This window comes from Streptomyces sp. TRM68367 (assembly GCF_014495685.1).
Classification (GTDB): Bacteria; Actinomycetota; Actinomycetes; order Streptomycetales; family Streptomycetaceae; genus Streptomyces.
Window position 1 is genome coordinate 34,607 of record NZ_JACTVI010000005.1, and the last position, 25,757, is coordinate 60,363.

General features: G+C 69.3%; 23 protein-coding genes, 2 tRNA genes and 1 pseudogene. 6 read left to right on the forward strand and 20 right to left on the reverse strand.

Annotated features, from left to right (window positions below):
* Window positions 1–129: 129 nt before the first annotated feature.
* From rodA to H8R17_RS05450, 10 genes are all read right to left on the reverse strand, one after another.
* On the reverse strand, window positions 130–1,329 hold the full coding sequence (gene rodA, locus H8R17_RS05405) for a rod shape-determining protein RodA (protein WP_187821974.1): 1,200 nt from the start codon (window positions 1,327–1,329) through the stop codon (window positions 130–132).
* Window positions 1,329–3,584 (reverse strand): penicillin-binding protein 2, encoded by a 2,256-nt coding sequence (gene mrdA / locus H8R17_RS05410; RefSeq protein WP_187821975.1) that lies wholly within the window; start codon window positions 3,582–3,584, stop codon window positions 1,329–1,331. Before mrdA ends, rodA begins: the two co-directional genes overlap by 1 nt.
* 211 nt (window positions 3,585–3,795) lie before the next feature.
* Window positions 3,796–4,470 carry a rod shape-determining protein MreD gene (mreD, locus tag H8R17_RS05415; protein ID WP_187821976.1) on the reverse strand — a complete coding sequence of 225 codons (675 nt, stop codon included), beginning with the start codon at window positions 4,468–4,470 and terminating at the stop codon, window positions 3,796–3,798.
* 13 nt (window positions 4,471–4,483) lie between these two features.
* Complete coding sequence (gene mreC / locus H8R17_RS05420) at window positions 4,484–5,434, reverse strand: rod shape-determining protein MreC (protein WP_187821977.1); 951 nt, start codon at window positions 5,432–5,434, stop codon at window positions 4,484–4,486.
* A 229-nt stretch (window positions 5,435–5,663) separates the two neighbouring features.
* Complete coding sequence (locus tag H8R17_RS05425; RefSeq protein ID WP_187821978.1) at window positions 5,664–6,683, reverse strand: rod shape-determining protein; 1,020 nt, start codon at window positions 6,681–6,683, stop codon at window positions 5,664–5,666.
* A 322-nt stretch (window positions 6,684–7,005) separates the two neighbouring features.
* Window positions 7,006–7,419: a nucleoside-diphosphate kinase gene (gene ndk / locus H8R17_RS05430; protein WP_187821979.1), complete on the reverse strand. Its 414-nt coding sequence runs from the start codon at window positions 7,417–7,419 to the stop codon at window positions 7,006–7,008.
* 112 nt (window positions 7,420–7,531) lie between these two features.
* Window positions 7,532–7,882, reverse strand: coding sequence for a DUF4233 domain-containing protein (locus tag H8R17_RS05435; protein ID WP_187821980.1), 351 nt, complete (start codon window positions 7,880–7,882; stop codon window positions 7,532–7,534).
* A gap of 7 nt (window positions 7,883–7,889) precedes the next feature.
* Window positions 7,890–9,395: a folylpolyglutamate synthase/dihydrofolate synthase family protein gene (locus tag H8R17_RS05440; protein ID WP_187822099.1), complete on the reverse strand. Its 1,506-nt coding sequence runs from the start codon at window positions 9,393–9,395 to the stop codon at window positions 7,890–7,892.
* Between the two features lie 179 nt (window positions 9,396–9,574).
* Window positions 9,575–12,199, reverse strand: a complete 2,625-nt coding sequence (locus H8R17_RS05445; protein WP_187821981.1) for a valine--tRNA ligase — start codon at window positions 12,197–12,199, stop codon at window positions 9,575–9,577.
* 144 nt (window positions 12,200–12,343) lie between these two features.
* A complete protein-coding gene (locus tag H8R17_RS05450) occupies window positions 12,344–12,598 on the reverse strand; it encodes a zinc ribbon domain-containing protein (RefSeq protein WP_187821982.1) in 255 nt (84 codons plus the stop codon).
* A gap of 354 nt (window positions 12,599–12,952) precedes the next feature.
* Between H8R17_RS05450 and H8R17_RS05455 the strand changes: the two are divergent.
* Window positions 12,953–13,051 (forward strand): annotated as a pseudogene (locus H8R17_RS05455) (transposase); the annotation flags it as partial.
* Between the two features lie 153 nt (window positions 13,052–13,204).
* Here the strand turns inward: H8R17_RS05455 and clpX are convergent.
* The 5 genes from clpX to H8R17_RS05480 form a co-directional block, all read right to left on the reverse strand.
* Entirely contained in the window at window positions 13,205–14,491 is a 1,287-nt protein-coding gene (gene clpX / locus H8R17_RS05460; protein ID WP_187821983.1) for an ATP-dependent Clp protease ATP-binding subunit ClpX, read from the reverse strand.
* Between the two features lie 174 nt (window positions 14,492–14,665).
* Window positions 14,666–15,373 carry an ATP-dependent Clp protease proteolytic subunit gene (locus tag H8R17_RS05465; RefSeq protein WP_187821984.1) on the reverse strand — a complete coding sequence of 236 codons (708 nt, stop codon included), beginning with the start codon at window positions 15,371–15,373 and terminating at the stop codon, window positions 14,666–14,668.
* 111 nt (window positions 15,374–15,484) lie between these two features.
* On the reverse strand, window positions 15,485–16,090 hold the full coding sequence (locus H8R17_RS05470; protein ID WP_187822100.1) for an ATP-dependent Clp protease proteolytic subunit: 606 nt from the start codon (window positions 16,088–16,090) through the stop codon (window positions 15,485–15,487).
* 349 nt (window positions 16,091–16,439) lie between these two features.
* The gene (tig, locus tag H8R17_RS05475) at window positions 16,440–17,831 is read right to left on the reverse strand and encodes a trigger factor (RefSeq protein WP_187821985.1); all 1,392 of its coding nucleotides are present in this window, start codon (window positions 17,829–17,831) and stop codon (window positions 16,440–16,442) included.
* Between the two features lie 226 nt (window positions 17,832–18,057).
* Window positions 18,058–18,134 (reverse strand) — tRNA-Pro (locus H8R17_RS05480).
* 162 nt (window positions 18,135–18,296) lie between these two features.
* Here H8R17_RS05480 and H8R17_RS05485 point away from each other — a divergent pair.
* Window positions 18,297–18,367 (forward strand) — tRNA-Gly (locus tag H8R17_RS05485).
* A 65-nt stretch (window positions 18,368–18,432) separates the two neighbouring features.
* Window positions 18,433–18,639, forward strand: a complete 207-nt coding sequence (locus H8R17_RS05490; protein ID WP_187821986.1) for a hypothetical protein — start codon at window positions 18,433–18,435, stop codon at window positions 18,637–18,639.
* Between the two features lie 147 nt (window positions 18,640–18,786).
* On the opposite strand, the gene H8R17_RS05495 is transcribed toward H8R17_RS05490, so the two are convergent.
* Complete coding sequence (locus H8R17_RS05495) at window positions 18,787–18,981, reverse strand: hypothetical protein (RefSeq protein ID WP_187821987.1); 195 nt, start codon at window positions 18,979–18,981, stop codon at window positions 18,787–18,789.
* A gap of 553 nt (window positions 18,982–19,534) precedes the next feature.
* On the opposite strand from H8R17_RS05495, the gene H8R17_RS05500 reads away from it, so the two are divergent.
* Entirely contained in the window at window positions 19,535–20,659 is a 1,125-nt protein-coding gene (locus H8R17_RS05500) for an acyltransferase family protein (protein WP_316959328.1), read from the forward strand.
* Here the strand turns inward: H8R17_RS05500 and H8R17_RS05505 are convergent.
* Window positions 20,656–21,126: an HD domain-containing protein gene (locus H8R17_RS05505; protein WP_187821989.1), complete on the reverse strand. Its 471-nt coding sequence runs from the start codon at window positions 21,124–21,126 to the stop codon at window positions 20,656–20,658. The genes H8R17_RS05500 and H8R17_RS05505 overlap by 4 nt on opposite strands.
* A gap of 154 nt (window positions 21,127–21,280) precedes the next feature.
* Here H8R17_RS05505 and H8R17_RS05510 point away from each other — a divergent pair, with 154 nt between their 5' ends.
* Window positions 21,281–21,493 carry a hypothetical protein gene (locus tag H8R17_RS05510; protein WP_187821990.1) on the forward strand — a complete coding sequence of 71 codons (213 nt, stop codon included), beginning with the start codon at window positions 21,281–21,283 and terminating at the stop codon, window positions 21,491–21,493.
* A gap of 127 nt (window positions 21,494–21,620) precedes the next feature.
* Here the strand turns inward: H8R17_RS05510 and H8R17_RS05515 are convergent, their stop codons facing one another.
* The gene (locus H8R17_RS05515; RefSeq protein WP_187821991.1) at window positions 21,621–22,799 is read right to left on the reverse strand and encodes a PP2C family protein-serine/threonine phosphatase; all 1,179 of its coding nucleotides are present in this window, start codon (window positions 22,797–22,799) and stop codon (window positions 21,621–21,623) included.
* Between the two features lie 162 nt (window positions 22,800–22,961).
* Between H8R17_RS05515 and H8R17_RS05520 the strand changes: the two genes are divergently transcribed.
* Entirely contained in the window at window positions 22,962–24,203 is a 1,242-nt protein-coding gene (locus tag H8R17_RS05520) for a GNAT family N-acetyltransferase (RefSeq protein ID WP_187821992.1), read from the forward strand.
* Between the two features lie 81 nt (window positions 24,204–24,284).
* Here the strand turns inward: H8R17_RS05520 and H8R17_RS05525 are convergent, their stop codons facing one another.
* Both H8R17_RS05525 and H8R17_RS05530 read right to left on the reverse strand, forming a co-directional pair.
* Window positions 24,285–25,097: an Fpg/Nei family DNA glycosylase gene (locus H8R17_RS05525; RefSeq protein WP_187821993.1), complete on the reverse strand. Its 813-nt coding sequence runs from the start codon at window positions 25,095–25,097 to the stop codon at window positions 24,285–24,287.
* 173 nt (window positions 25,098–25,270) lie between these two features.
* On the reverse strand, window positions 25,271–25,756 hold the full coding sequence (locus H8R17_RS05530; RefSeq protein WP_187821994.1) for a ribose-5-phosphate isomerase: 486 nt from the start codon (window positions 25,754–25,756) through the stop codon (window positions 25,271–25,273).
* Window position 25,757 lies beyond the last annotated feature (1 nt).

Genomic DNA, 25,757 nt, shown 5'->3' on the forward strand with positions numbered 1-25,757 from the left:
GGGGGAGGCACGACTGCCCGCTTAAGACGACGGCTGCGCGCACCCCACGCATCCGCAGTCGCCGACGGCGGGCAGGGGATGTGTCGGCGCGGCCCCGACCCGCCCACCGGCCCAAGCCCAGCGCAGCGGCTACGCCGACATGGGGCGTTGGGCTCTGATCGACTGGAGCAGGCCGACCGCTATCCATACCGCGAACATGGAGGAGCCGCCGTAGGAGACGAACGGCAGGGGGAGGCCGGTGACCGGCATGATGCCCAGGGTCATGCCGATGTTCTCGAAGGTCTGGAACGCGAGCCAGGCCACGATTCCGGCGGCGACGATCGTGCCGTAGAGGTCGCTCGTCTCGCGGGCGATGCGGCAGGCGCGCCACAGGACGACGCCGAGCAGGACGATGATGAAACCGGCGCCGACGAAGCCCAGTTCCTCGCCCGCGACCGTGAAGACGAAGTCTGTTTGTTGTTCGGGGACGAACTGTCCCGTTGTCTGGGAGCCGTGGAACAGGCCGGCTCCGGTCAGGCCTCCCGAACCGATCGCGATGCGTGCCTGGTTGGTGTTGTAGCCGACGCCCGCCGGATCCAGGCTGGGGTTCGCGAAGGCCGCGAAGCGGGCGATCTGGTAGTCGTCCAGAACACCCAGCTGCCAGACCGCGATCGCGCCGACGGTGCCCGCCCCGATCAGGCCGAACACCCAGCGATTGGACGCACCGGACGCAAGCAGCACGCCCAGCACGATGATCACCATCACCATGACCGACCCGAGGTCGGGCATCAGCATCACGATCAGCATCGGCACGGCGGCAAGCCCCAGCGCCTGCACCACCGTGCGGTGGTCGGGGTACTGCCTGTCCCCCGCGTCCACTCTCGTCGCCAGCAGCATCGCCATGCCCAGGATGATCGTGACCTTCACGAACTCCGAGGGCTGCAGGGAGAAGCCGCCGGGAAGCTTGATCCAGGAGTGGGCGCCGTTGATGGTGGAGCCGAGCGGTGTGAGCACCAGCAGGATCAGGAAGACCGAGACGCCGTACAGGATCGGCACGGCCGTGCGCAGGGTGCGGTGGCCGAGCCAGACCGTGCCGACCATCAGGGCCAGGCCGATGCCGGTGTTCAGCAGATGCCGGACCAGGAAGGAGTACTGGTCGCCCTGGTTGAGCTCGGTACGGTTGCGGGTCGCCGAGAAGACGAGGAGCGAGCCGATCAGCGACAACGCCGACGCCGACAGCAGCAGCGGCCAGTCGAGCCGCCGCGCCACGGAGTCCCGCGCGAAGATCCGCGTCCACCCGGCCCGTTCGGGCCCGTACCCGGAGACCTGGAAGCTGTTCACACCGGTCATCACACCAACCCCCGGCACCGGCCGGTCCGCCGTCGTCGGCGCCGGCGGCGCGTGTCACGGTTGCCCGCCTCCGGGCTCGGCACCGTCGCCGCCGTCTGCTGCTGCCCGGCCGCCTCCACCGGCGGCTGCTCGCTCGCCTGCTCCTCCGGCAGCGGATACACCGGCACCTTCGGCACGGCGATCGTCCCGTCCGCCTCGACCTTCGGCAGATCCTTCTGCGGCGTCGGCAGCAGCGCCTTCTTCGCGTCGATCGCGCCGTCCTTCTGGACGCCGTACAGCGCGTTGTAGATGTTGCGCACGGCGGGTCCCGAGGCGCCGGAGCCCGTACCACCCTGGGAGATCGTCATGACGACCGTGTAGTCCTTGGTGTACGTCGCGAACCACGAGGTCGTCTGCTTGCCGTAGACCTCGGCGGTACCCGTCTTGGCGTGCATCGGGATCTTGTCCTGCGGCCAGCCGTCGAAGCGCCAGGCGGCCGTACCACGGGTGGCGACTCCCGCGAGGGCTTCGTCTATCTTGTCGCGGGTCTTCTGCGTCATCGGCAACTTCCCGTGCGACTTCGGCTTGATCGGCATCGTGTGCTTGCCGTCGGCGCTGACGACCGCCTTGCCCACGCTCGGGTTCCACAGCGTGCCGCCGTTGGAGATCGCCGAGTAGATGGTGGCCATCTGGATGGGCGTGACGAGGGTGTCGCCCTGGCCGATGGAGTAGTTGACGGAGTCACCCGCGCGCATCCGGTTGCCTTCGAGGCAGTTCTCGTAGGCGATGCGCTGGGCGTAGTCGCCGTTCTTCTTACCGGTCTTGCACCAGGCGTCCTTGTTGGCCTTCCAGTAGTCCTGCTTCCACTGGCGGTCGGGGACGCGGCCGGTGACCTCGTTGGGCAGGTCGATGCCGGTCTCCTTGCCGAGGCCGAACTGGTGGGCGGTCTTGTAGAACCAGTCGTTGGGGTGCTTCTTCGGCTTGTTGCCGCCGTCCTTCTTCCACTCCTCGTGGGAGAGCCGGTAGAAGACGGTGTCGCAGGAGACCTCCAGGGCGCGGCCGAGGCTGATCGGGCCGTACCCCTTGGACTCGAAGTTCTTGAAGACCTGGCCGCCGATCGAGTACGAGCTGGAGCACTGGTAGGGGCCGTTGAAGGAGTGGCCGGCGTTGATCGCGGCGGCGGTCGGGATGACCTTGAAGATGGAGCCGGGGGCCGACTGGCCCTGGATCGCCCGGTTCAGCAGCGGGTAGTTGGAGGTCTTGCCGGTGAGCCGGTTGTAGTCCTTGGCGGAGATGCCACCGACCCAGGCGTTGGGGTCGTAGTTCGGGTTGGACGCCATGGCGACGACCCGGCCCGTCTTGGACTCCATCACCACGACCGCGCCGGAGTCGGCCTTGTAGTTCCGGCCGGTGTTCCGGTCGAACTCCTTGCGGGCGTCCTTCATCGCCTTCTGCAGCTCGTATTCGGCGACCCGCTGCACGCGGGCGTCGACGCTGGTGACGAGGTTGTCGCCGGGCTGGGCGGGGTCGGCCTCGGCCTTGCCGATGACGCGGCCGAGGTTGTCGACCTCGTAGCGGGTGACGCCGGCCTTGCCGCGCAGCTCCTTGTCGTACTGGCGCTCCAGCCCCGAGCGGCCGACCTGGTCGGAGCGCAGGTAGGGCGAGTCGGTGTTCTGGGCCTGCTGGATCTCCTCGTCGGTGACCGGGGAGAGGTAGCCGAGGACCTGCGCGGTGTTGGCCTCGCCGGGGCTCGGGTAGCGGCGCACGGCCTCCGGCTCGGCGGTGATGCCGGGGAAGTCCTCGGCGCGCTCGCGGATCTGCAGGGCCTGCTTGGGAGTGGCCTCGTCGGTGACGGGGATCGGCTGGTACGGCGAGCCGTTCCAGCAGGGCTGCGGCGTCTTGGCGTCGCACAGCCGGACCTTGTCCATGACCTCCTTGGGCGTCATGCCCAGCACCCCGGCGAGCTTGGTGAGGACGGCCTTGCCGTCGTCCTTCATCTTCAGCAGGTCGGTGCGGGAGGCGGAGACCACGAGCCGGGTCTCGTTGTCGGCGAGGGGCACTCCGCGCGCGTCCAGGATCGAGCCGCGCACGGCGGGCTGGACGACCTGCTGGACGTGGTTGCCGGAGGCCTCCTTGGCGTAGGCGTCGCCCTCGCGGATCTGGAGGTACCACAGGCGCCCGCCGAGGGTGCCGAGGAGGGAGAGGACGAGGATCTGGATGACGACGAGCCGGATCTGGACGCGGGGCGTCCGGCCGGTCTCGGGAATGTTGGTCATGGGCGCAGCCCATTCGTTGGAAGGGTGGTGGCGGGGGACGGGCGGGCGGTCACTGCGGCGGCCTCCCCCTCTCAGTGTGCGTACGAGTTGGCGCGTGCGGGTGACGAGTCCGGGTGTGCGAGCAGCACATCCGGGTGTACGAGTGAGGAACGACGGGCCCGCGCGGCGGGGTTCCGCTCCGGCTCACCCGTCCGGGTGAACTCCTGTGCGGTCACAGCCGTTTGACCCCCTTGATGCGCCCGGCGCGCGCTAGCCGCGCCCGTGCCGCCTTCATTCGCATGCCGCCCCGCTGCCCGCCGATCTTCAGACCGGTGCCGCCGGAGAGCCAGCCGGTCGAGATGTCGGTCGCCTTGGCGGCGGCGGAGTTGGTCCCGGCGAGCGGGTCGTTCTCGGCGCGCCGGGCCAGCGCCATGATGCCGGGGACGACGAAGGGGGCGAGCAGCAGGTCGTACAGGGCGGCCGTGAACAGCAGGCTGCCCAGGCCCACATGGCGGGCGGCGGTGTCGCCGACGAGGGCGCCGACCCCGGCGTACAGCAGGGTGGAGCCGATCGCGGCGGCGGCGACCACGGCCATCGGTCCGGTGGCCGACTTCAGCCGGCCGTGGTCCGGTTTCACCAGGCCCGCGAGGTAGCCGATGACGCACAGCACGAGGGCGTAGCGGCCGGCGGCGTGGTCGGCGGGCGGGGCGAGGTCGGCGAGCAGTCCGGCGCCGAAGCCGACGAGGGCGCCGCCGACATGGCCGTAGACCATGGCGAGGCCCAGGACGGTGAGCAGCAGCAGGTCGGGGACGGCGCCGGGCAGGTGGAGCCGGGCGAGGATGCTCACCTGGAGCACGAGGGCGACGACGATCAGGGTGGAGGACAGCAGGATCCGGTTCACGCGCATGGGACTGAAACTCCTACTGCTGCTCTTGGCCGGACTGGCCGTCGGCGGGCACCGCGGCGGACGGGGTCACGGTCACCGTCACCGTCGGGGTGGGGGTCGGCTTGGGCCGGGGCGGGAGCACCGTGTCGCGTGGGTCCTTCTTCGGGGCCTGGACGACGACGCCGACGACGTCGAGCTTGGTGAAGCTGACGTACGGAGTGACGTACAGCGTGCGGGTCAGGTCGCCGCCGGAGGGATCGACGCGGGAGACGACGCCGACCGGCACGCCGGGCACGAACGGCCGGTCGGCCTGGGAACCGAAGGTGACGAGGCGGTCGCCCTTCTTCACCTTCGCCTTGCCGTTGAGGAGTTCGACGCGCAGCGGGCGGTCGCCCTGACCGGAGGCGAAGCCGAGTTCGTCGCTGGACTCCATGCGGGTGCCGACGGTGAAGTCGGGATCGCTGGCGAGCAGGACGGTGGCCGTGTTGGGTCCGACGGTGGTGACGCGGCCGACCAGACCGTCGCCGTTGAGCACGGTCATGTCGCGTTTGATGCCGTCGTTGGCGCCGACGTCGACGGTGATGGTCCAGGAGAAGCCCTGCGCCGCCCCGATGGCGATGACCTCGGCGCCCTTGATGCCGTACTGGCCCGCGCCGGCGACCTTCAGCATCTTGTCGAGCTGCTTGAGGCGGCTGCGGCTGCGGTCGTCGCTGCCGAGTCTCGCTTTGAGAGCCGCGTTCTCCTTCTCCAGCCCGGCGATCCGGTCGTGTCGGTCACCGGAGTCACGGATGGCGGAAACGGCGTTGCCGATCGGGTCGACCGCGCTCGACACGCCGCTCTCGATCGGGCCGAAGACCGTCGCCGCAGCCTGCCGGGCACCGTCGACCGGTGAGTCCTCCCCGCCGCGAATATCCACCGTGATCATTGCGAACGCGATGGCGATCAGCAGCACCAGGAGCAGCCGGCTCTCTCGTGTGTCCCTCACGTGCGGCGGCCGTGCCTTCCTCGTCGAGAACGTGTATGTGGAGAACGTGTATGAGGTGTCGGGGTGTTCAGGTGTTGTGCCGGAGCTCGTCCGTTTGTGGAGGCCCCGATGGGCGGAAGCTCGTTGTGCGGGCGGTTGCGCGGGTTGTTGTGGGAGAGCTTATGTCTCCATATCAACGATCCGCCGTACGAGAGGAAGTCATCCCGTACGGCGGAACCGAAGAGTTACGTCATCTGCGCGGCTGGGCGTCCAGCACCTGCTGGAGCGCCTCGAACTCCTCGACACACTTGCCGGAACCGAGCGCCACGCTGTCCAGCGGGTCCTCGGCGATGTGGATCGGCATGCCCGTCTCGCGGCGCAGCCGCTCGTCGAGGCCGCGCAACAGCGCCCCGCCGCCGGTCAGAACGATTCCCCGGTCCATGATGTCGCCGGACAGCTCCGGCGGGCACTTGTCGAGGGTCGTCTTGACCGCGTCGACGATCGCGTTGACCGGCTCCTCGATGGCCTTGCGGACTTCGGCCGCGGAGACGACGACGGTCTTCGGCAGCCCGGAGACAAGATCCCGGCCGCGGATTTCGGTGTGCTCGTCGGAGTCGAGGTCGTACGCCGAACCGATCGTGATCTTGATCTGCTCGGCCGTCCGCTCACCCAGCAGGAGGGAGTACTCCTTCTTGATGTGCTGGATGATCGCGTTGTCCAGTTCGTCGCCGGCGACGCGGATGGACTGGGCGGTGACGATGCCGCCGAGGGAGATGACCGCGACCTCCGTGGTGCCGCCGCCGATGTCGACCACCATGTTGCCCGTGGCCTCGTGGACCGGCAGGCCGGAGCCGATGGCCGCGGCCATGGGCTCCTCGATGATGTGCACCTGACGGGCGCCGGCCTGGGAGGACGCCTCGATGACGGCGCGGCGCTCGACGCCGGTGATGCCCGAGGGCACACAGACGACGACCCGCGGACGAGCCAGATACCGCCGCTTGTGAATCTTCAGGATGAAGTAGCGGAGCATCCGCTCGGTGATCTCGAAGTCGGCGATCACGCCGTCCTTCAGCGGACGTACGGCAACGATGTTGCCGGGCGTGCGCCCGATCATCTTCTTCGCTTCGGCGCCGACCGCGAGGATGCCACCGGTGTTGGTGTTGATCGCGACGACGGACGGCTCGTTGAGTACGATCCCGCGACCCCTGACGTACACCAGCGTGTTGGCGGTCCCGAGGTCGACAGCCATGTCACGGCCGATGAACGACATTGAGTTCCCCATCAGGATTCGTCTGGCCTTCCCACGAGCTTTTGAGGGCTTTTCAGGTCGGCAAAGGTGGGCGCTGTGACGTGAAGGCTTCCATGGTAGACGCGCCTTCGCGAACACTGCGGGAGGGTCTTCGCCATTGTCAGCAGATGATGCACCGCCCCGCTTGTGGAGACGGGCGTTCGGGGTCACTCGTTCCCTCGAACGCCGCGCATATGCAAAGCAGCCCGGAGATTGCGGAAAAGGCTGCCGGAGCCGGTGCGGGGCCTCGGGGACAAAGCCGCCGGATCCGCCGCTTCCGGTCCGCGTCAAGCACGGCTCGGCGTTACGCGCGGCCCGGGAAGAAGATCTTCACCTCGCGCTCGGCGGATTCCTCGGAGTCGGAGGCGTGGATGAGGTTCTCGCGCACGATCACGCCGTAGTCGCCGCGGATGGAGCCGGGCGCCGCGGCGATCGGGTCGGTCGGGCCGGCGAGCCGGCGCAGCCCCTCGATGACCCGCTCACCCTCGACGATCATCGCCACGACCGGGCCGGAGGCCATGAACTCCACCAGCGGCTCGTAGAAGGGCTTGCCCTTGTGCTCGCCGTAGTGCTGCTCCAGCGTGTCCTGGTCCAGGGTGCGCAGCTCCAGCGCGGTGATCTGCCAGCCGGCCTTGCGCTCGATACGGCTGATGATCTCGCCGGTCAGGCCACGACGGACGGCGTCGGGCTTGAGGAGGACGAGGGTGCGCTGGGTCACGACGGCTCCTTGGAATCAAAGGTTTGCGGCAGAACGAAGGTTACCGGGCGTGTCCCGGCACTTGTTACGCAGCGTCAGGTTCATGGCGTCACGCTGCGTCAGGTCGAGGACGTCATGCGGCGTCAGGCTGGTCGGTCTGCGCCGCGAAGCGTGCCTTCGCCTCGTCGACTTTTCTGCCGTAGTGCACCGACGCCCACCACAGGGCCGCGAACACCGCGCCCAGGAAGAACATCATCGGGACGAAGAAGCCGGCGGCGACCAGAGCGATCTGCAGGGCCCAGCCGAGGGCGACCCCGCCGGGCAGGGTGACCACGCCGCACAGCGCCAGGCACAGGAACATCGCGATGCCGCAGACCGTCCACACCGTGGTCATGGACAGGCCGGGGTCCTTCATGGCCACCAGCCCCGCGAAGCCGATGATGAAGAACTCGCCGATCAGGGTCGAGGAGCAGAGCGTACGCACGGAAGAGTCAGCCCTTTCCCAGGAGCAGTCGGGCCTCGCCGACGGTGATGACGGAGCCGGTGACGAGGACGCCGCCGCCCGCGAACTCGCCCTCCTCCTCGGCCAGCGTGATCGCGGCCTCCAGCGCGTCCGGCAGCCGCGGCTCGACCTGGACGCGGTCCTCGCCGAACACCTCGACGGCGAGCGCGGCGAGCGCGTCGGCGTCCATCGCCCGTTGCGTGGAGTTCTGCGTGATCACGACCTCGGCGAAGAGCGGCTCGAAGGCCTCCAGCAGCCCGCGTACGTCCTTGTCGCCGCTCGTCCCGACGACGCCGATGAGCCGACTGAACTGGAACGCCTCCCCGATCGCCGCGGCGACGGCCCGCGCGCCCGCCGGGTTGTGGGCGGCGTCGAGCACGACGGTGGGCGAGCGCCGTACGACCTCCAGCCGCCCCGGCGAGGCGACGGCGGCGAAGGCCTTGCGGACGGTGTCGAGGTCGAGGGACTCGGCGCGCTGGGCGCCGACTCCGAAGAAGGCTTCCACGGCGGCGAGCGCGACGGCCGCGTTGTGCGCCTGGTGGGCGCCGTGCAGCGGGAGGTACACCTCGGGGTACTCACCGCCGAGCCCGCGCAGGGTCAGCAGCTGGCCGCCGACGGCGACCTGCCGGGACACGACCCCGAACTCCAGCCCCTCCCGGGCCACGGTGGCGTCGACCTCGACCGCCTTCTTCAGCAGTACCTGGGCCGCGTCGACCGGCTGCTGGGCCATGATCACGGTGGCGTCCCGCTTGATGATCCCGGACTTCTCGCCCGCGATCTCGCCGGGCGTGCCGCCCAGCCGGTCGGTGTGGTCGAGATCGATGGGCGTGACGACCGCGACGTCCCCGTCGATGACGTTGGTGGCGTCCCAGGAGCCGCCCATGCCGACCTCCACGACGGCCACGTCCACGGGGGCGTCGGCGAAGGCGGCGTACGCCATGCCGGTCAGCACCTCGAAGAAGGACAGCCGGTACTCCTGCTGGGCGTCGACCATCTCGATGTACGGCTTGATGTCCTGGTACGTCTCGACGAACCGCTCGGCGGAGATGGGGGCGCCGTCGAGGCTGATCCGCTCGGTGATCGACTGGACGTGCGGGGAGGTGTAGCGGCCGGTACGGAGCTCGAAGGCGCCGAGGAGGGCCTCGATCATGCGGGCGGTGGAGGTCTTGCCGTTGGTGCCGGTGATGTGGATCGAGGGGTAGGCGCGCTGGGGGTCCCCCAGGACGTCCATCAGGGCGGCGATGCGGGTGACGGAAGGTTCCAGCTTGGTCTCGCCCCAGCGGGTGGCCAGCTCCGCCTCGACCTCGCGCAGGGCCTTGGCGACCTCGGGGTCTTCCGGATGTGCCGGTACGTCGGCCTCCGGCGGGCCGCCCTGGGTGCGCAGGGTGCGGCTGCCGGCCTCGATGACGGCGAGGTCGGGGTCGCGGTCGGTTTCGGCGGCGATGATCTCTTCAAAGGAGTCGCCGTTCGGGGGGAGGTCGCTCACGGGGCCCAGTCTACGGAGCCCTACTGACAAAGGGTGCGGTGGCTTGGGTGCGCCTATGGGGTGGGGTGGTTTGTGTGGCGGGCGGCTGCGGGTGGTGTGTGGTTGATCGCGCGGTTCCCCGCGCCCCTAAAACGGTTGGCGAAGGCCCCCGGTGCTTTCAAACGCTCCGGGGTCTTCGTCCTCGAACCCTACGCAGGCGGCAGCTTCTCCAGCTGGGCCTGGATCCGTGCGATGTCCTCCTCCGCCTTGGACAGGCGGGTGCGGATCTTGTCGACGACGTGGTCCGGGGCCTTGGAGAGGAAGGCCTCGTTGTTCAGCTTCGCCGTGGCCTGGGACTTTTCCTTCTCGGCGGCGGCGAGGTCCTTGGCCAGGCGCTTGCGTTCCGCGGCGACGTCGATCGTGCCGGAGAGGTCGAGGGCGACCGTCGCGCCGGCGACCGGGAGGGTTGCCGTCGCCGAGAAGCTGTCGCCCTCCGGCTGGAGGCGCAGCAGCTGGCGGATGGCTGCCTCGTGGGCGGCGAACGGCGTGCCGTCCAGCGTCAGGCGGGCCGGGACGCGCTGGCCGGGCTGGAGGCCCTGGTCGGCGCGGAAGCGGCGGACCTCGGTGATGACCGACTGCAGGCTCTCGATCTCCCGCTCGGCGTCGGCGTCCCGGAACCCGCTGTCCTTGGGCCAGTCGGCGATGACGATCGACTCGCCGCCGGTCAGCGTGGTCCAGAGGGTCTCCGTGACGAAGGGGACCACCGGGTGCAGCAGCTTCAGCGTGACGTCGAGGACTTCGCCGAGGACACGCTTGCTGACCTCGGCCGCCTCGCCGCCCGCCTGGAACGTCGTCTTGGACAGCTCGACGTACCAGTCGAAGACCTCGTCCCACGCGAAGTGGAACAGGGCGTCCGACAGCTTGGCGAACTGGAAGTCGTCGTAGTAGGCGTCGACCTCGGCGACCACCGAGTTCAGGCGGGAGAGGATCCAGCGGTCGGTCGAGGACATCGCCGACGGCTCCGGCAGCGGGCCGTCCACCGTCGCGCCGTTCATCAGCGCGAAGCGCGTCGCGTTCCAGATCTTGTTGGCGAAGTTGCGCGAACCCTGGACCCAGTCCTCGCCGATCGGGACGTCCGCACCGGGGTTGGCACCGCGGGCGAGCGTGAAGCGGACCGCGTCCGAGCCGTAGCGGTCCATCCACACCAGCGGGTCGACCGCGTTCGGGTTGGACTTCGACATCTTCTTGCCGAACTCGTCGCGGACCAGGCCGGTCAACGCGATGGTGTGGAACGGGACCTCGCCGTCCATCGCGTACAGGCCGAACATCATCATCCGGGCGACCCAGAAGAAGATGATGTCGTGCCCGGTGAGCAGTACATCGGTGGGATAGAACTTCGCCAGGTCCGCGGTCTCATCCGGCCAGCCGAGCGTGGAGAACGGCCACAGGCCGGAGGAGAACCACGTGTCCAGGACGTCCGAGTCCTGCGTCCAGCCCTCGGCGGACGGCGGCTGCTCGTCGGGGCCGACACAGACGGTCTCGCCGTCCGGGCCGTACCAGATGGGAATGCGGTGACCCCACCACAGCTGGCGCGAGATGCACCAGTCGTGCATGTTGTCGACCCAGTCGAAGTAGCGCTTCGACATCTCGGCCGGGTGGATCCTCACCTGGCCGTCGCGGACCGCGTCACCGGCGGCCTTGGCCAACGGCGCGACCTTGACCCACCACTGCATCGACAGCCGGGGCTCGATGATGGTGTGGCAGCGCGAGCAGTGCCCGACGGAGTGGACGTAGGGGCGCTTCTCGGCGACGATCCGGCCCTGCTCGCGCAGGGTGCCCACGACGGTGCTGCGTGCCTCCAGCCGGTCCAGGCCCTGGAAGGGGCCGTGCGCGGTGATCACGCCGTGGTCGTCCATGACCGTCAGGGACGGCAGGCCATGCCGCTGGCCGATCTCGAAGTCGTTCGGGTCGTGGGCCGGGGTGACCTTGACGGCGCCGGTGCCGAACTCGGGGTCGACATGCTCGTCCGCGACGACCGGGATACGGCGGCCGGTGAGCGGCAGCTCGATCTCGGTGCCGACGAGGTGCCGGTACCGCTCGTCGTCGGGGTGGACTGCGACGGCGGTGTCGCCGAGCATCGTCTCGGCGCGGGTGGTGGCCACGACGATCGCGTTGTCGCCGTCGCCGTAGCGGATGGAGACCAGCTCGCCGTCGCGCTCCTGGTACTCGACCTCGATGTCGGAGATCGCGGTCAGGCAGCGCGGGCACCAGTTGATGATCCGCTCGGCGCGGTAGATCAGCCCGTCGTCGTAGAGCCGCTTGAAGATCGTCTGGACGGCCCGCGAGAGGCCCTCGTCCATGGTGAAGCGCTCACGCGACCAGTCGACGCCGTCGCCGAGTCGGCGCATCTGGCCGAGGATCTTGCCGCCGTACTCCTCCTTCCACCGCCACACACGCTGGACGAACGCCTCGCGCCCCAGGTCGTAGCGGGACTTGCCCTCATCGGCGAGCTGCTGCTCGACCTTGTTCTGGGTGGCGATTCCGGCGTGGTCCATGCCCGGCAGCCACAGCGACTCGTAGCCCTGCATCCGCTTGCGGCGGGTGAGGACGTCCATGAGCGTGTGCTGGAAGGCATGCCCCAGGTGCAGGCTGCCCGTGACGTTCGGCGGCGGGATGACGATGGTGTACGGCGGCTTGTCGCTCTTCTCGTCCGCCTCGAAGTAACCCCGCTCTACCCAGCGCTCGTACAGCGGCCCCTCTACATCGGCCGGCGCGTACTGGGTCGGCAGTTCTGTGGCGGGCGCTGGTGGCTGCTGCTGAGCGTTCTCGGTCACGGGGTCAGTTTAGGGGTGTCGCAGGCGTGTCCCTAAACGCGTTTCTTCTTTGACATCCTCCCCGCGGCTGTCCGTTGCAGGGATTCCTGGTGGCCTCCGGTATCCACCGCGGCCAGGGCCGAGGCAGACGGGAGACTCAGGGGTTCACGCGTGCCCCGCACGCGTGCGAGGCACGGCCGACCTGTCGAGGCCTGCCGGTGCGTGCTGTTCACCGCAATGTCCTGCGGCAATGTGTGAGTGCGCCACGCTCGGTCGAGGATCACGACCGAGGCATTTGTGATCCGCGTCGTCGGTGTGCCCGCAAGAGGTGCAGGCGAAGGTATACCGGCTGACGCGTGACGCCGGGTCCCATTGCTGGCAGACACCACATGTCTGCGAGGTCCTGAAAGGCGGAACCACGACGAGTTCGGGCTCGCCATCAGTTCAGCCTGAGTGCGGTGCTGCGGGAGAGCTTTCGATCTTTCCGCAGTTCTTCTCGATCTGTCCCTGGATGGCCGCCACGAACTTGCCAAGGTTGCTTCAGGTCCGCGAGGCGGAGCCATCCCCTGAGGGGACGGATCGCGGCGGTGGGTGCCTACGCCGCTTCGACGGGTGAGCAGCCCGCCAGGCATCGAGGGCCGAGCGCGGCCAGGTAGGTGTGCGACCTGTGTAGATCGGGCGCGGGAAGGCATTGTTCGGACGCGAGTTGAGAACGCAGATCGCCTGGACGGAGATGCCTAGGTCGTCAGCCCGCAGGCTCCTGCCACGTTGCACGGGCACCTGTGGTCGCCCTCATACTTCTCCGCATCGTGCGGCGGAGCACCGTTGGCAATCGTCCGCCAGTACATCGAGCAGCAAAAACGTCCGCTCTAACGTGCACGTCAGAGCAGCCTTGAGATGCATTCATCCCCGGCGTGAACGCCGCGTGGCAAATAGCCAGCCACGGGAGGCCTTTCGCTCATGGGCCGTAAGACGGGCGCTCTACGACCGCTCAGAGTGTGATCAGCCCCCGACTACCCTCATTGCCTACGCCGTCTTCTGCTCGCCCGGGCCCCGGCCGCGGGAGTCGCGGGGGATGAGGGTCGGGTTGACGTTGGAGAGGACCACGTCGGCGGTGATGACCACGCGGGCGACGTCCTTGCGGGACGGGACCTCGTACATCACGCCCTGGAGGACCTCCTCCATGATGGCGCGCAGGCCCCGCGCGCCGGTCTGGCGGAGGATGGCCTGGTCGGCGATGGCCTCCAGCGCCTCGCGCTCGAAGTCCAGCTCCACGCTGTCGAGTTCGAAGAGGCGCTGGTACTGCTTCACGAGCGCGTTGCGCGGCTCGACGAGGATCTGCAGCAGCGCCTCGCGGTCGAGGTTGTGGACCGAGGTGATGACCGGGAGGCGGCCGATGAACTCGGGGATCATGCCGAACTTGACCAGGTCCTCCGGCATGACCTCCTGGAACTGGTCCTTGGACTCCGTCTCCCGCTTGGAGCGGATCTGCGCGCCGAAGCCGATGCCCTTCGCGCCCGCCCGTGACTCGATGATCTTCTCCAGTCCGGCGAAGGCGCCGCCCACGATGAACAGGACGTTCGTCGTGTCGATCTGGATGAACTCCTGGTGCGGGTGCTTGCGGCCGCCCTGCGGCGGGACCGAGGCCGTGGTGCCTTCGAGGATCTTCAGCAGGGCCTGCTGGACACCCTCGCCGGAGACGTCCCGGGTGATCGACGGGTTTTCGCTCTTCCGCGCGACCTTGTCGATCTCGTCGATATAGATGATCCCGGTCTCGGCCTTCTTGACGTCGTAGTCCGCGGCCTGGATCAGTTTGAGCAGGATGTTCTCGACGTCCTCGCCGACATAGCCCGCCTCCGTCAGCGCCGTCGCGTCGGCGATGGCGAACGGGACGTTCAGCATGCGCGCGAGGGTCTGGGCGAGGAGGGTCTTGCCGGAGCCCGTGGGGCCGAGCAGGAGGATGTTGGACTTGGCCAACTCGATGGCGTCGTCGCGGCCTTGGGCGCCGCCGTTCTCCCCCGCCTGGACGCGTTTGTAGTGGTTGTACACCGCCACGGACAGGGCCTTCTTGGCCGGCTCCTGGCCGACCACGTACCCCTCGAGGAACTCGTAGATCTCGCGGGGCTTGGGCAGTTCCTCCCAGCGGACCTCGCTCGTCTCCGCGAGCTCTTCCTCGATGATCTCGTTGCAGAGATCGATGCACTCGTCGCAGATGTACACACCGGGCCCTGCGATGAGCTTCTTGACCTGCTTCTGGCTCTTTCCGCAGAACGAGCACTTGAGCAGATCGCCGCCGTCACCGATGCGTGCCACGGTGTGCTTCCCCTTCGCCTGGGAGACGCCTAGGTCCAGCGGCTCCTGGTGCTGCCTTATGTCCGACGGTACCTTGCCGAGCCCCCCGTTCGGGCCCCCCTTGGCACGGTTCACTTTGTCGTGCACCGTGCCAAACCATGCCAAGGGGCGGCAGACGATATCAGCCTCTCCGCGTCAGCGCAGCGAGGAGTTGTCCATCTTGCGGGTCGTGATGACCTGGTCGATCAGGCCGTACTGCAGCGCGTCCTCGGCCGTGAGGATCTTGTCGCGCTCGATGTCCTCGCGGATCTTGTCGATCGGCTGTGTGGAGTGCTTGGCCAGCATCTCCTCCAGCTGCGAGCGCATCCGGAGGATCTCGTTGGCGGCGATCTCCAGGTCGGAGACCTGGCCGCGGCCGGTCTCGCTGTACGGCTGGTGGATCAGCACGCGGGCGTTCGGCAGCGCCATGCGCTTGCCGGGCGTGCCGGCGGCCAGCAGGACGGCCGCTGCGGAGGCCGCCTGGCCCATGCAGACCGTCTGGATGTCGGGCTTCACGTACTGCATCGTGTCGTAGATGGCCGTGAGCGCCGTGAAGGAGCCACCGGGGCTGTTGATGTAGACCGAGATGTCCCGGTCGGGGTCCATCGACTCCAGGCACAGCAGCTGGGCCATGACGTCGTTGGCGGAGGCGTCGTCGATCTGGACGCCGAGGAAGATCACGCGCTCCTCGAAGAGCTTCGCGTACGGGTCGTACTCGCGGATGCCCTGGGAGGTGCGCTCGACGAAGCGCGGGATGACGTAGCGGGACTCGGCGGCGGGGCCGGTGTACTGGCCCTGGAAGGCGCGCGTGTCCTGCGCGGCGTGGCTACGGTCGTAGAGGCCGCTGCCGGGGAAGTCGTTCACGGTGTCTCCTGAAAGGGGCTGAGGCGGTCGCCTGAGGCTGCTGGGGCTGTTCACCGGGCCCGGGCGGGGCCCCGGTGGGGTCCACGGAGCCACGAGGGCTCGTGGGGCCGCTCAGGCCCCGGTGCCGCCGCCGCCCGGCATGCCGGCGGCCGTGGGCATGACGTCGTCGATGAGGCCGTACTCCTTGGCCTCGAAGGCGTCGAACCAGCGGTCGCGGTCCGAGTCACGGGTGATCTGCTCGACCGTCTGGCCGGTGTGCTGGGCCGTGAGTTCGGCCATGCGCTTCTTGGTGTGCAGCAGCCGCTCGGCGTGGATCTTGATGTCCGAGGCCGAGCCGGCCAGGCCGGCGGAGGGCTGGTGGATCAGGATCTCGGCGTTCGGCAGGGCGAACCGCTTGCCGGGGGTGCCGGCGCTCAGCAGGAACTGGCCCATGGAGGCCGCGAGGCCCATGGCGATCGTCACCACGTCGTTCTTGATGTACTGCATGGTGTCGTAGATCGCCATGCCCGCCGTGATCGAGCCGCCGGGGCTGTTGATGTACAGGAAAATGTCCTTGTCCGGTTCGGCGGCAAGGAGCAGCAGCTGTGCGGTGATCTTGTTCGCGATGTCGTCGTCCACCGGCTGGCCGAGGAAGATGATCCGCTCGTTGAGCAGCCGGTTGTAGACCTGGTCGCCGAGGCCACCACCGATGGAAGGCTCGCCGGCGGCGGAGGGCATCAGATTCGTCACGTATCCACCTGCTCGTCTTGCGACGGCGTCGGGCCGTCTCACGTTGTTCTGCGTATTCAAGGACCCTAACGCCGTGGCCCTCCGGGGGAATCCCGTGTTGGGGGGTGTTCGCCCGGGGCGTAGCGCGAGTGGCTCCGCCGGTGGGGCCGGTGCGTTCTCGCCGCAGGGGTTCTGTGCGTCGGCGCGTGCGGGTTGTCTGTGGCTTGTCGCGCCCACGCGGCGGAGCCGCATCGACACAGCCCCGCTCCCCTTTCGGGTCGGCTGACGCGGACGGGCCCCGAGAAGCGCAGGTGCGTCTCCCAGAGCCCGTCATACGTGCGTCAAGGTGCCGTGAGGATCAGGCCTCGGGCTTGTCCTCGGCGGCGGCCTCCGGCTCGGTGGCCTCGGTGGCGAGCTCCGTGGCCGTCTCCGTCTCGTCCTCGTCGTCCAGGTCGATGACCTCGCCGTTGGTGTCCTTGACCGTGGCGGCCTCGACCACGACGGCCAGGGCCTTGCCGCGGGCGACCTCGCCGACCAGGAGGGGGACCTGGCCGCCCTCGACGACCGCCTGGGCGAACTGGTCGGGGGACATGCCGGAGGAGGCGGCGCGGCGCATGAGGTGCTCGGTGAGCTCCTCCTGGTTGACGTTGAGCTTCTCCTGCTTGACCAGCTCGTCGAGCACGAACTGGGTCTTGATGCCCTTGACCGCGGCCTCGCGGGTCTCGGTCCCGAACTCCTCGGCTGTCTTGCCCTGCATCTCCAGGTACTTGTCGAGGTCGAGGCCCATCTGGCCGAGCTGGTGGTGCTCGAGGTTGTGCGTGCGGGTGTTGATCTCGTCCTCGAGCAGCTTCTCGGGGACCGGGACCTCGACCAGTTCGAGCAGCTTCTCCAGGACGCGCTCCTGCGCCTGCGTGGCCTGGTCGTACTGCTTCATGTTCTCCAGGCGCTTACGGCTGTCGGCCCTGAGCTCCTCGAGCGTGTCGAACTCGGAGGCGAGCTGCGCGAAGTCGTCGTCCAGCTCGGGCAGCTCCCGCGCGGCGACCTGGGTGACCTTCACGGTGACCTCGGCCTCCTTGCCGGCCGCCGAGCCGCCCTTGAGCTCGGAGGTGAAGGTGGCCTCGCCACCGGCCTCCAGGCCCTTCACGGCGTCGTCGATGCCGTCCAGCAGCTCGCCGGAGCCGATGGTGTAGGAGACGCCGTTCGCGACGCCGTCCTCCAGGACCTCGCCCTCGACCTTGGCCTCCAGGTCGATGGTGACGACGTCGCCGTCCTCGGCGGCGCGCTCGACCGGGGAGGTGGACGCGAAGCGCTCGCGGAGCTCCTCGACCGCCTTGTCGACGTCCTCCTCGGTGACCTCGACGGCGTCGACCTCGACCTCGATGCCGGAGTAGTCCGGGATCTCGATGGCCGGGCGGATGTCGACCTCGGCGGTGAAGTTCAGCGTCTCGCCGTCCTTCAGCTCCGTGATGTCGACCTCGGGCTGGCCCAGCGGGCTCAGCTCGGCGTTGTTCACCGCGTCGGTGTAGAACTTCGGCAGCGCGTCGTTGACGGCCTCCTCCAGCACGGCGCCGCGGCCGAACCGCTGGTCGATGACCCGGGCCGGGACCTTGCCCTTGCGGAAGCCCTTCACCGTGACCTGCTGGTTGATCTTCTTGTACGCCGCGTCGAGGCTGTCCTTGAGCTCCTCGAAGGGCACCTCAACAGTGAGCCGAACCCGAGTCGGGTTCAGGGTCTCCACGGCGCTCTTCACGGTTCGGTCTCCTTGTGGCTGACTTCTTGGTTTCTGCCGGAGCCAGACAGGTCCGGCGGATTTCGCCGCCCGGAGGGCTTCAGAGGATCTCAGACCTGAGACACACGGGCGTGCAGCTTGCATAGTAACGGCAGCGGGTACACGGCCCAAAAGGCGATCACGCGGGGTGATCAGGCGGCGATCACATGAGGTGACCGGGGACCGGTCACGTGCGGTGATCGGTTGCTGGTCGGGGTGGCGGGATTTGAACCCACGGCCTTCCGCTCCCAAAGCGGACGCGCTACCAAACTGCGCCACACCCCGTCGGTGCGACACGTAGGGTACATGCCTCCGGGCACTCGGACCGCCGCATTTCCGCAGCGCCGCCGAAGCCGGGGGGCGTACGGGAACGGGGTGTGCGGTGAGAGGGTCGACCGGCTACGATGCCTCCAGTGCCGCGGTCACCTGACCTGCGGCGCGCGTTGTGCGGGCGTAGCTCAATGGTAGAGCCCCAGTCTTCCAAACTGGCTACGCGGGTTCGATTCCCGTCGCCCGCTCTGTGCTGATCGGGCCCGGTTCCGCGGAACCGGGCCCGATGCGTTTGCGTGGCGGTCGGGGCGGGGTGCCCTCACCCGAGCTCTCGGCTTCGTTCAGGCAGTGCGGAGCACCCGTCGCGGCCGGTCTGGGCGAGGGCGGCGGAGGCGGCGAGCTCGTCGGCGTCGGCGTACTGGCCGTGCACGGCCTTGACGGCGAGGTGGCGGCCGGAGCCGAGCGGGCGAGGTGGATCACGTCCATGCCGCCGGATCCGAGGTGGTCCTCGGTGCGGTGACCGCGCGCCTCCGCCGGGTCCGTTTCGCGCGGCGCCGCGCCTGTTCGTCCCCCACCCCCGTCACGCGTCGTCCGACGATCGACGAACGCGGGCGAGCGCAGTGGCAGGCTCCGGGGGCGCCGCAGGCCGAGTTGGGCGGGGATCCGGTCAGAAGCTGATCGAGTTGACGGTCTCCGCTATCGAGTTGAGGAAACGGTTGATCGACGGGGCCATGCCGGTCGAGGCCAGGAAGAAGCCGAAGAGGATGGCGACGATCGCGGGGCCCGCCTTGATGGACCCCCCGCGCATCAGCACCACCAGGATGATCGCCAACAGCAGCACCACAGACAGTGAAATGGCCACAACTGATCACACCCTCGATCGGTCCGCTCTCCCGGCCCGGGGATGCAACTCCGCGCACCCCCGCCAGAACCATCGTGCCACCAACTGCGCCGGGCTATGCGGTCGGTGGCACATCGTTCGGCCGGAAATCCGTCGGATCCGGGCGCAACCGGACGTGTTACCGCACTACCGGCCGGGTGCCGCATGGCAATTCGAGAAGACACCCGTCCCGGGAATTCGGCCGGATCGTTTCCGTCTTCATACAACACGTTTGCAGGTACAGAGAATTGACGGCGCGGGAGCCGACCGCCACTCTTATGCGTGACTTAGTCGGGATGAATCCTGACAAGGACGACACCAACAGCCAATAACCGGGAAACATCCCGCGAGTTTTACGGAAACCAGTGGACAACGCTAGGGTGCCTCAGATGTTCCACGCTGCCTCGTCCCCCGCAAGCGCAGCGAGGTCCCCGATCGTCTCCCCCAGTCACTGGCGGGAGGGTCCGTGACGTCGCCGCGACCGTACGGCAATCGCAGGGCGCCGCTTCCCCCGGCACGGTCGCCGGAGCAGGGAGTGCCGAGCCCGCGCCCGCCGCAGAATCCGCAGAGCAAGCAGGCCAGAGAGAACAAGCAGAACGGCAAGCAGCGCGACGCGTTCTTCGACAACGCCAAGTACCTGGCGATCGTTCTGGTGGCCATGGGCCACGCCTGGGAGCCGCTCAAGCATGACAGCCGGGTCGTGGAGGCCCTGTACACGGTGGTGTACGCGTTCCACATGCCGGCGTTCATCATCATCTCCGGTTACTTCTCGCGCAGTTTCGACCTGCGCCCCGACCGGCTCAAGCGGCTGATCACCGGCGTCGTCGTGCCGTACGTCGTGTTCGAGACCGCCTATTCGCTCTTCAAGCGGGTCATCGACCACGATCCGGGGCAGCAGATCAGCCTGCTGGACCCCTGGTACCTGACGTGGTTCCTGTGCGCACTGTTCATCTGGCGGATGACCACGCCCATCTGGAAGCTGGTGCGCTGGCCGCTGCCCATCGCGCTCGGCATCGCCATGCTGGCCACCGTCTCGCCGGAGATCGGCGACGACCTGGACCTGCAGCGTGTCCTGCAGTTCCTGCCGTTCTTCGTGCTGGGCCTGTCCCTGAAGCCCGAGCACTTCCAGCTGGTGCGCCGGCGCGCGGTGCGGATCGCGGCGGTGCCGGTGTTCGCTGCGGCGCTGGTCGTCGGCTGGTGGTCGGTACCGCGGATGGCCGCCGGGTGGTTCTACCACCGCGACGCCGCGCAGGAGTTGGGCGCGCCCTGGTGGGCCGGGCCGGTCATGGTGCTCGCCCTGTTCGGCTGCTCGCTGGTGCTGACGGCCTGCTTCTTCGCCTGGGTGCCGGGCCGGCACCTGTGGTTCACGGCGCTCGGTGCGGGCACGCTGTACGGCTATCTGCTGCACGGCTTCTTCGTGAAGGCCGGTGACTACCGCGGCTGGTTCGACCACGCCTGGCTGCACCAGCCGCTCGGCGAGATCTTCGTGACCGTCGTCGCGGCCGCCGGTGTCACGCTGCTGTGCACCAAACCCGTGCAACAGGTCTTCCGGTTCGCGATGGAGCCGAAGATGGAGTGGGCCTTCAAGCGGGACGCCACGCAGGCCGCCCGCGAGCGGCAGAAGGCCGGCCGGCGCGAGCCCGAGAAGGTCAGCGCCTAATCACCGTCGGACACCTCGGTGTCACCGTTCAGACCGAGAAGTGCGCGCATCCGTGCGTACTTCTCGGTCAGTCGTGTGCGGGTGGCCGCGTCGAGGACCGCGAGGCGTGCCGGGTCCGCGTTGTGCGCCAGGTCGGCCTCCTTCACCAGCAGCGCTCCGGGCGCGGCGAGGATGCGCGCGGCGTACGCCTCAGGCGGCTCCCCGGCCCGCTTCGTGACCGCGAGCACGATGTCCTTCGTACGACGGCTCAGGGCCGCCTCGCGCAGCCACTGCCGCGACAGCGCGTCGTCCTCGACGGCGTCGTGCAGCCAGGCCGCCGCGATCTGCTCGTCGTCGCCGCCGCGGGCGCGGACGCCCTCGGCGACGGCCCGCAGGTGCTCGGCGTAGGGCCGTCCCGCCTTGTCGGTCTGGCCCTCGTGGGCGGCGCGGGCGACGGATTCGATCTCGGCCAGGGTCAGCTGTGTCACCCGTCCAGTGTCTCCCCGCGCAGCGCCGCGCGGGCCGGGACGGTGGCCGCGGTCACGCCGAGGAGGAGGATCGCGCCGGCGAACCCGCCGTACCGGCTGGAGCGCTCCGCCGGCCGGGACGAGGACCGAGGTCCGCAGCAGGCCGACGGCGGCGGTGACGCCCGGGGTGCGCTCGGCGCGGCGTACGGCGTACGGCGTCCGGGGCCAGGCCCGGGTCGGCGGTGACGAGATGGTCGGCGAGGACGCCGGCCCGCTGCTGCTGTTCGGTGGTCCGCTCCTCGCGGACGAGCCGACGGGCGCCCCGATCGTGCTCGCCCTGGCGTTCTCCGTCACGTATCGCACCGGCTTGTCCGTGCTGCGGGCCTAACGCGGCGGACCCGCGACCTCCTCGAACTGGAGAGGCTCGGTGTTCCGTGGATCGGAGGGCCGGAGGGCCGTTCCCGGCTCATGGTGGCGCCTCCTCGTAGGAACTTGTGTTCCAACTGTCTGCCGCGTCAACGAGCGGACGTCGCCGTCAGGCCCTCGCGGCAGATCAGCAGTAGTGCCCGGTCGTCGTTGACGTCCTTCGCGACCGCCTCGATCAGATGCCAGGCGGCGCCGTGGAAGCCGCCCGCGACGTAGCGGTCGGCCTCGCCGGTGAGGCGGTCGATGCCCTCCACGATGTCGCGGTCGGAGGTCTCCACCAGGCCGTCCGTGAACAGCATCAGCACGTCGCCGGGGCGCAGGGCACCCTTCACGGGGTCGAACTGCGCCCCGTCGTACACCCCGAGCAGCGGGCCCTCGGCCGCCTTCTCCTCCCAGCGGCCGCTGCCCATGCTGAGCTGGAGGCCCGGCGGATGCCCGGCCGAGTACAGCTCGTAGTCGCCGGAGTCCAGGTCGAGGACCAGGTGGATGGAGGTCGCGAAGCCCTCGTCCCAGTCCTGGCGCAGGAGATAGCCGTTCGCGGCCGGCAGGAAGGCGTGCGGCGGGAGCGAGCCGAGCAGGCCGCCGAACGCGCCGGACAGAAGCAGGGCGCGCGACCCGGCGTCCATGCCCTTGCCGGATACGTCCGTCAGGACGACCTCCAGCGTGCGGCCGCCGTTCGTACGGGCCGCGACCACGAAGTCACCCGAGAAGGACTGGCCGCCCGCCGGACGCAGCGCCATCTCCTGGTGCCAGCCGCCCGGCAGCATCGGCAGCTTGCTCTGCACCCGGATGCGTTCGCGCAGGTCGAACAGCATCGTGCCGCCGCGCCGCCAGGGCACGCCGACCCGGCTGCGGAACTGTGCGAGCAGCAGCCCGAAGAAACCGCAGGCGGCGACGACCAGCACCACGCCGGGCGTGACTCGGGACGGACCCTCCGTGTAGGGGCCCAGCTTCACCGACTCCACGATCAGCGCCGTGGCCGCCGCCGCGTACAGGCCGAGCAGGCTCGCCGGGCGCAGCAGCAGGCCACCGGCGACGATCGGCAGGACCAGCGCGGCGGGCGAGAACCACACCGAGTTGACGAGCGTGGCCGTCGCGATCAGCGGGACCGTCAACAGCAGGCCGGCGAGCGCGACCCAGTCCGAGCCGTTCCCGCGGAAGTAGTCGACAGCGGACCGGCGCAGGCCGACGCGGGCCCGGTGCCACTGCATCTTCAACCGGGCCGGAAACGTCTCGGCGGCTGCGCGCCGTTCTCGTCCTGCTGCCATTAGTTCGGGACCCTATCCATCCGACCAGCCGCTTGGCACGGGAGGTCCCACTTGTCCCCCGTCCGAGGCCCGACTTCACAGTGAACTTCACGGAACGCGCCCGCGCCGCCGCCCCGGCGAAATTCCCTCGCTCGTCCCGCATTGCCCTGATAGGCATGGGCCATGGGCACTGACCTTGCGACACAATTGCGGGCGCTGCGGCGGGACGACTGGGACGGCTGGTACGACAACCTGATCCGCGCCTTCGGCGGGGTGCCGGAGGCGGACGAGGAACGGGAGCTGTGGAACGCGCTCACCGAGTTCGACCGCAGCATCGGCGCCTGGGACGGCGCCGACTGTGTCGGTACGGCGGGGGCGTTCGGCTTCCGGCTGACCGTGCCCGGCGGTGCCTCGGTGCCCGCGGCGGGCGTCACCATGGTCAGCGTCGCCGCCACGCACCGGCGGCGCGGCGTGCTGACGTCCATGATGCGGCGGCAGCTGGACGATGTGCGCTCCTGGGGCGAGCCGCTGGCCGTCCTGACGGCCTCCGAGCCGGCGATCTACGGCCGGTTCGGGTACGGGGCGGCCACCTTCCAGATCCACGCCGAGCTCGACACCGCCCGCGTGAGCCTGTCGGTGCCGGACGGCACCGATGCCGTACGGCTGCGGTACGCGGCGCCCGCCGACGCCCTCGACACTTGTGAGGCGGTGTACGCGCGGCTGGTGCCGCTGCGGCCGGGGATGCTGGCGCGGATGCCCGGCTGGGAGCAGGTGGGGCTGCTCGACCCGGAGAAGGACCGGGACGGGGCGTCGGCGTTGCAGTGCGTGATGGCCGAACGGGGTGGTGAGACGGTCGGGTACGCGCGGTTCCGGGTGAAGCCGCAGTGGGAGCCGGCCGGGGCCAGGGGCTCGGTGATCCTGCACGACCTGGCCGCGCTGGACCCGGTGGCACGCGCGGCGCTGTGGCGCTTCCTGTTCGGGATCGACCTGACGTCGACGCTGGTCGTCGGGGGGCGGCCGGTCGACGACGACTGGCAGTACCTGGTGTCGGACGTCCGGCGGTGCGTGCCGCAGGTGCGGGACTTCTTGTACGTACGGCTGGTCGATGTCGGGGCCGCGCTGGAGGCGCGGACGTATCAGGCGCCGGTGGACGTGGTGTTCGAGGTGACGGACGACTTCTGCCCCTGGAACGCCGGGCGTTGGCGGCTCACCGGGGGTGTGAAGGGGGCGTCCTGCGTGCGTACGGCGGATGCGGCGGATCTTGCGTTGTCCGTACGGGAGTTGGGGGCGGCGTATCTCGGGGGCGTGAGCCTGGCCGCGTTGGGGGCGGCGGGGCGGGTGCGGGAGATCCGGGCCGGGGCGCTGGCGGAGGCGGCCATTGGGTTCGGGTCGGTGGTGGCGCCCTGGGTGCCGCACGGTTTCTAGGGACGCGGGCGGCCGCCTCGACTGCCCCGGTTCTTTCGCCCAGTTGTTCTGGCTCAGTTGTTCTGGATCAGTTGTTCTGGCTCAGTTTTTCTGGCACGTCGGGCACCAGAAGAGATTGCGGGCGGCGAGGCCGGCGGTGCGGATCTCGCCGCCACAGATGTGGCAGGGCCGGTTCGCCCTGCGGTAGACGTACACCTCACCGCCGTGGTCGTCGACGCGGGGCGGGCGGCCCATGGCCTGAGGGGTGTGCTCGGGGCGGACGGTGTCGATGCGGTTGTTGCGGACGCCCTCGTGCATGAGCGCGAGGAGGTCGGTCCAGATCGACTCCCACTCGGTGGGCGTGATGTCCCTGCCCGTGCGGTACGGGTCGATGCCGTGTCGGAAGAGGACCTCGGCGCGGTAGACGTTGCCGACGCCGGCGATGACCTTCTGGTCCATGAGGAGGGCGGCGATCGTCGTACGGCTGCGGGAGATACGGCGGTACGCGGCGTCCGGGTCGGCGTCGGGGCGCAGGGGGTCGGGGCCGAGGCGGTCGTGTATCGCCTGCTTCTCGGGGTCGGTGATCAGGGCGCAGGTGGTGGGGCCGCGGAGGTCGACGTACGACGTGTCGGCGTCGGTGAGGCGGAGGCGGACGGTGTCGGTGGGCGGGGGTGCGGGGGCGGGGCCGAAGGTGACCTTGCCGAAGAGGCCGAGGTGGATGTGGATCCAGTCGGCGGCGAAGCGGAGGAAGAGGTGTTTGCCGTGGGCCTCGGTGGTGTGCAGGGGGGTGCCGGTGAGGAGGGCGGCGGCGTCGGAGAACTTGCCCTGGGGGCTGGTGACGTGGAGGGGGATGCCGTGGGGGAACGCGGCGGCGTAGTCCTTTGCGAGCCGGTGGATGGTGTGCCCTTCCGGCACGGATTGCTCCTTGTTGTCGTAGCCGTCGTTTGCCCGCCCGCCCCCGACTCGGTCGGTCAGCAGGTGGCCGTCCCCGGGGCTCCGCCCCGGACCCCGGCGGGGACTGCGTCCCCTGCGCCCCGCGCGGGCGTTCGCCCCCGCGCCCCTTGCCGTGCTTCGCCCCGCCCGCCCGCCTACGGCTGCGGATGGTGCGGCGGGATGGGCGGGAGGGTGCCCGTCGTCTCGTACTCCGCGAGCATCGCGATCCGGCGCGTGTGGCGGTCGTCGCCGGAGTACGGCGTCGCCAGGAACGTCTCCACGAACTTCGTCGCCTCGTCCGGGGTGTGCATGCGCGCGCCCACCGCGACCACGTTGGCGTTGTTGTGCTGGCGGCCCAGGGACGCCGTCTCCTCGCTCCAGGCGAGGGCCGCGCGGACGCCCTTGACCTTGTTCGCGGCGATCTGCTCGCCGTTGCCGGAGCCGCCGATCACGATGCCGAGGGCGTCGGGGTCCGCGGCCGTCCGCTCCGCGGCGCGGAGGCAGAAGGGCGGGTAGTCGTCCTGGGCGTCGTAGATGTGGGGGCCGCAGTCGACGGGCTCGTGGCCCGCGGATTTCAGCCACTCGACGAGGTGGTTCTTGAGTTCAAAGCCGGCATGGTCGGAACCGAGATACACGCGCATG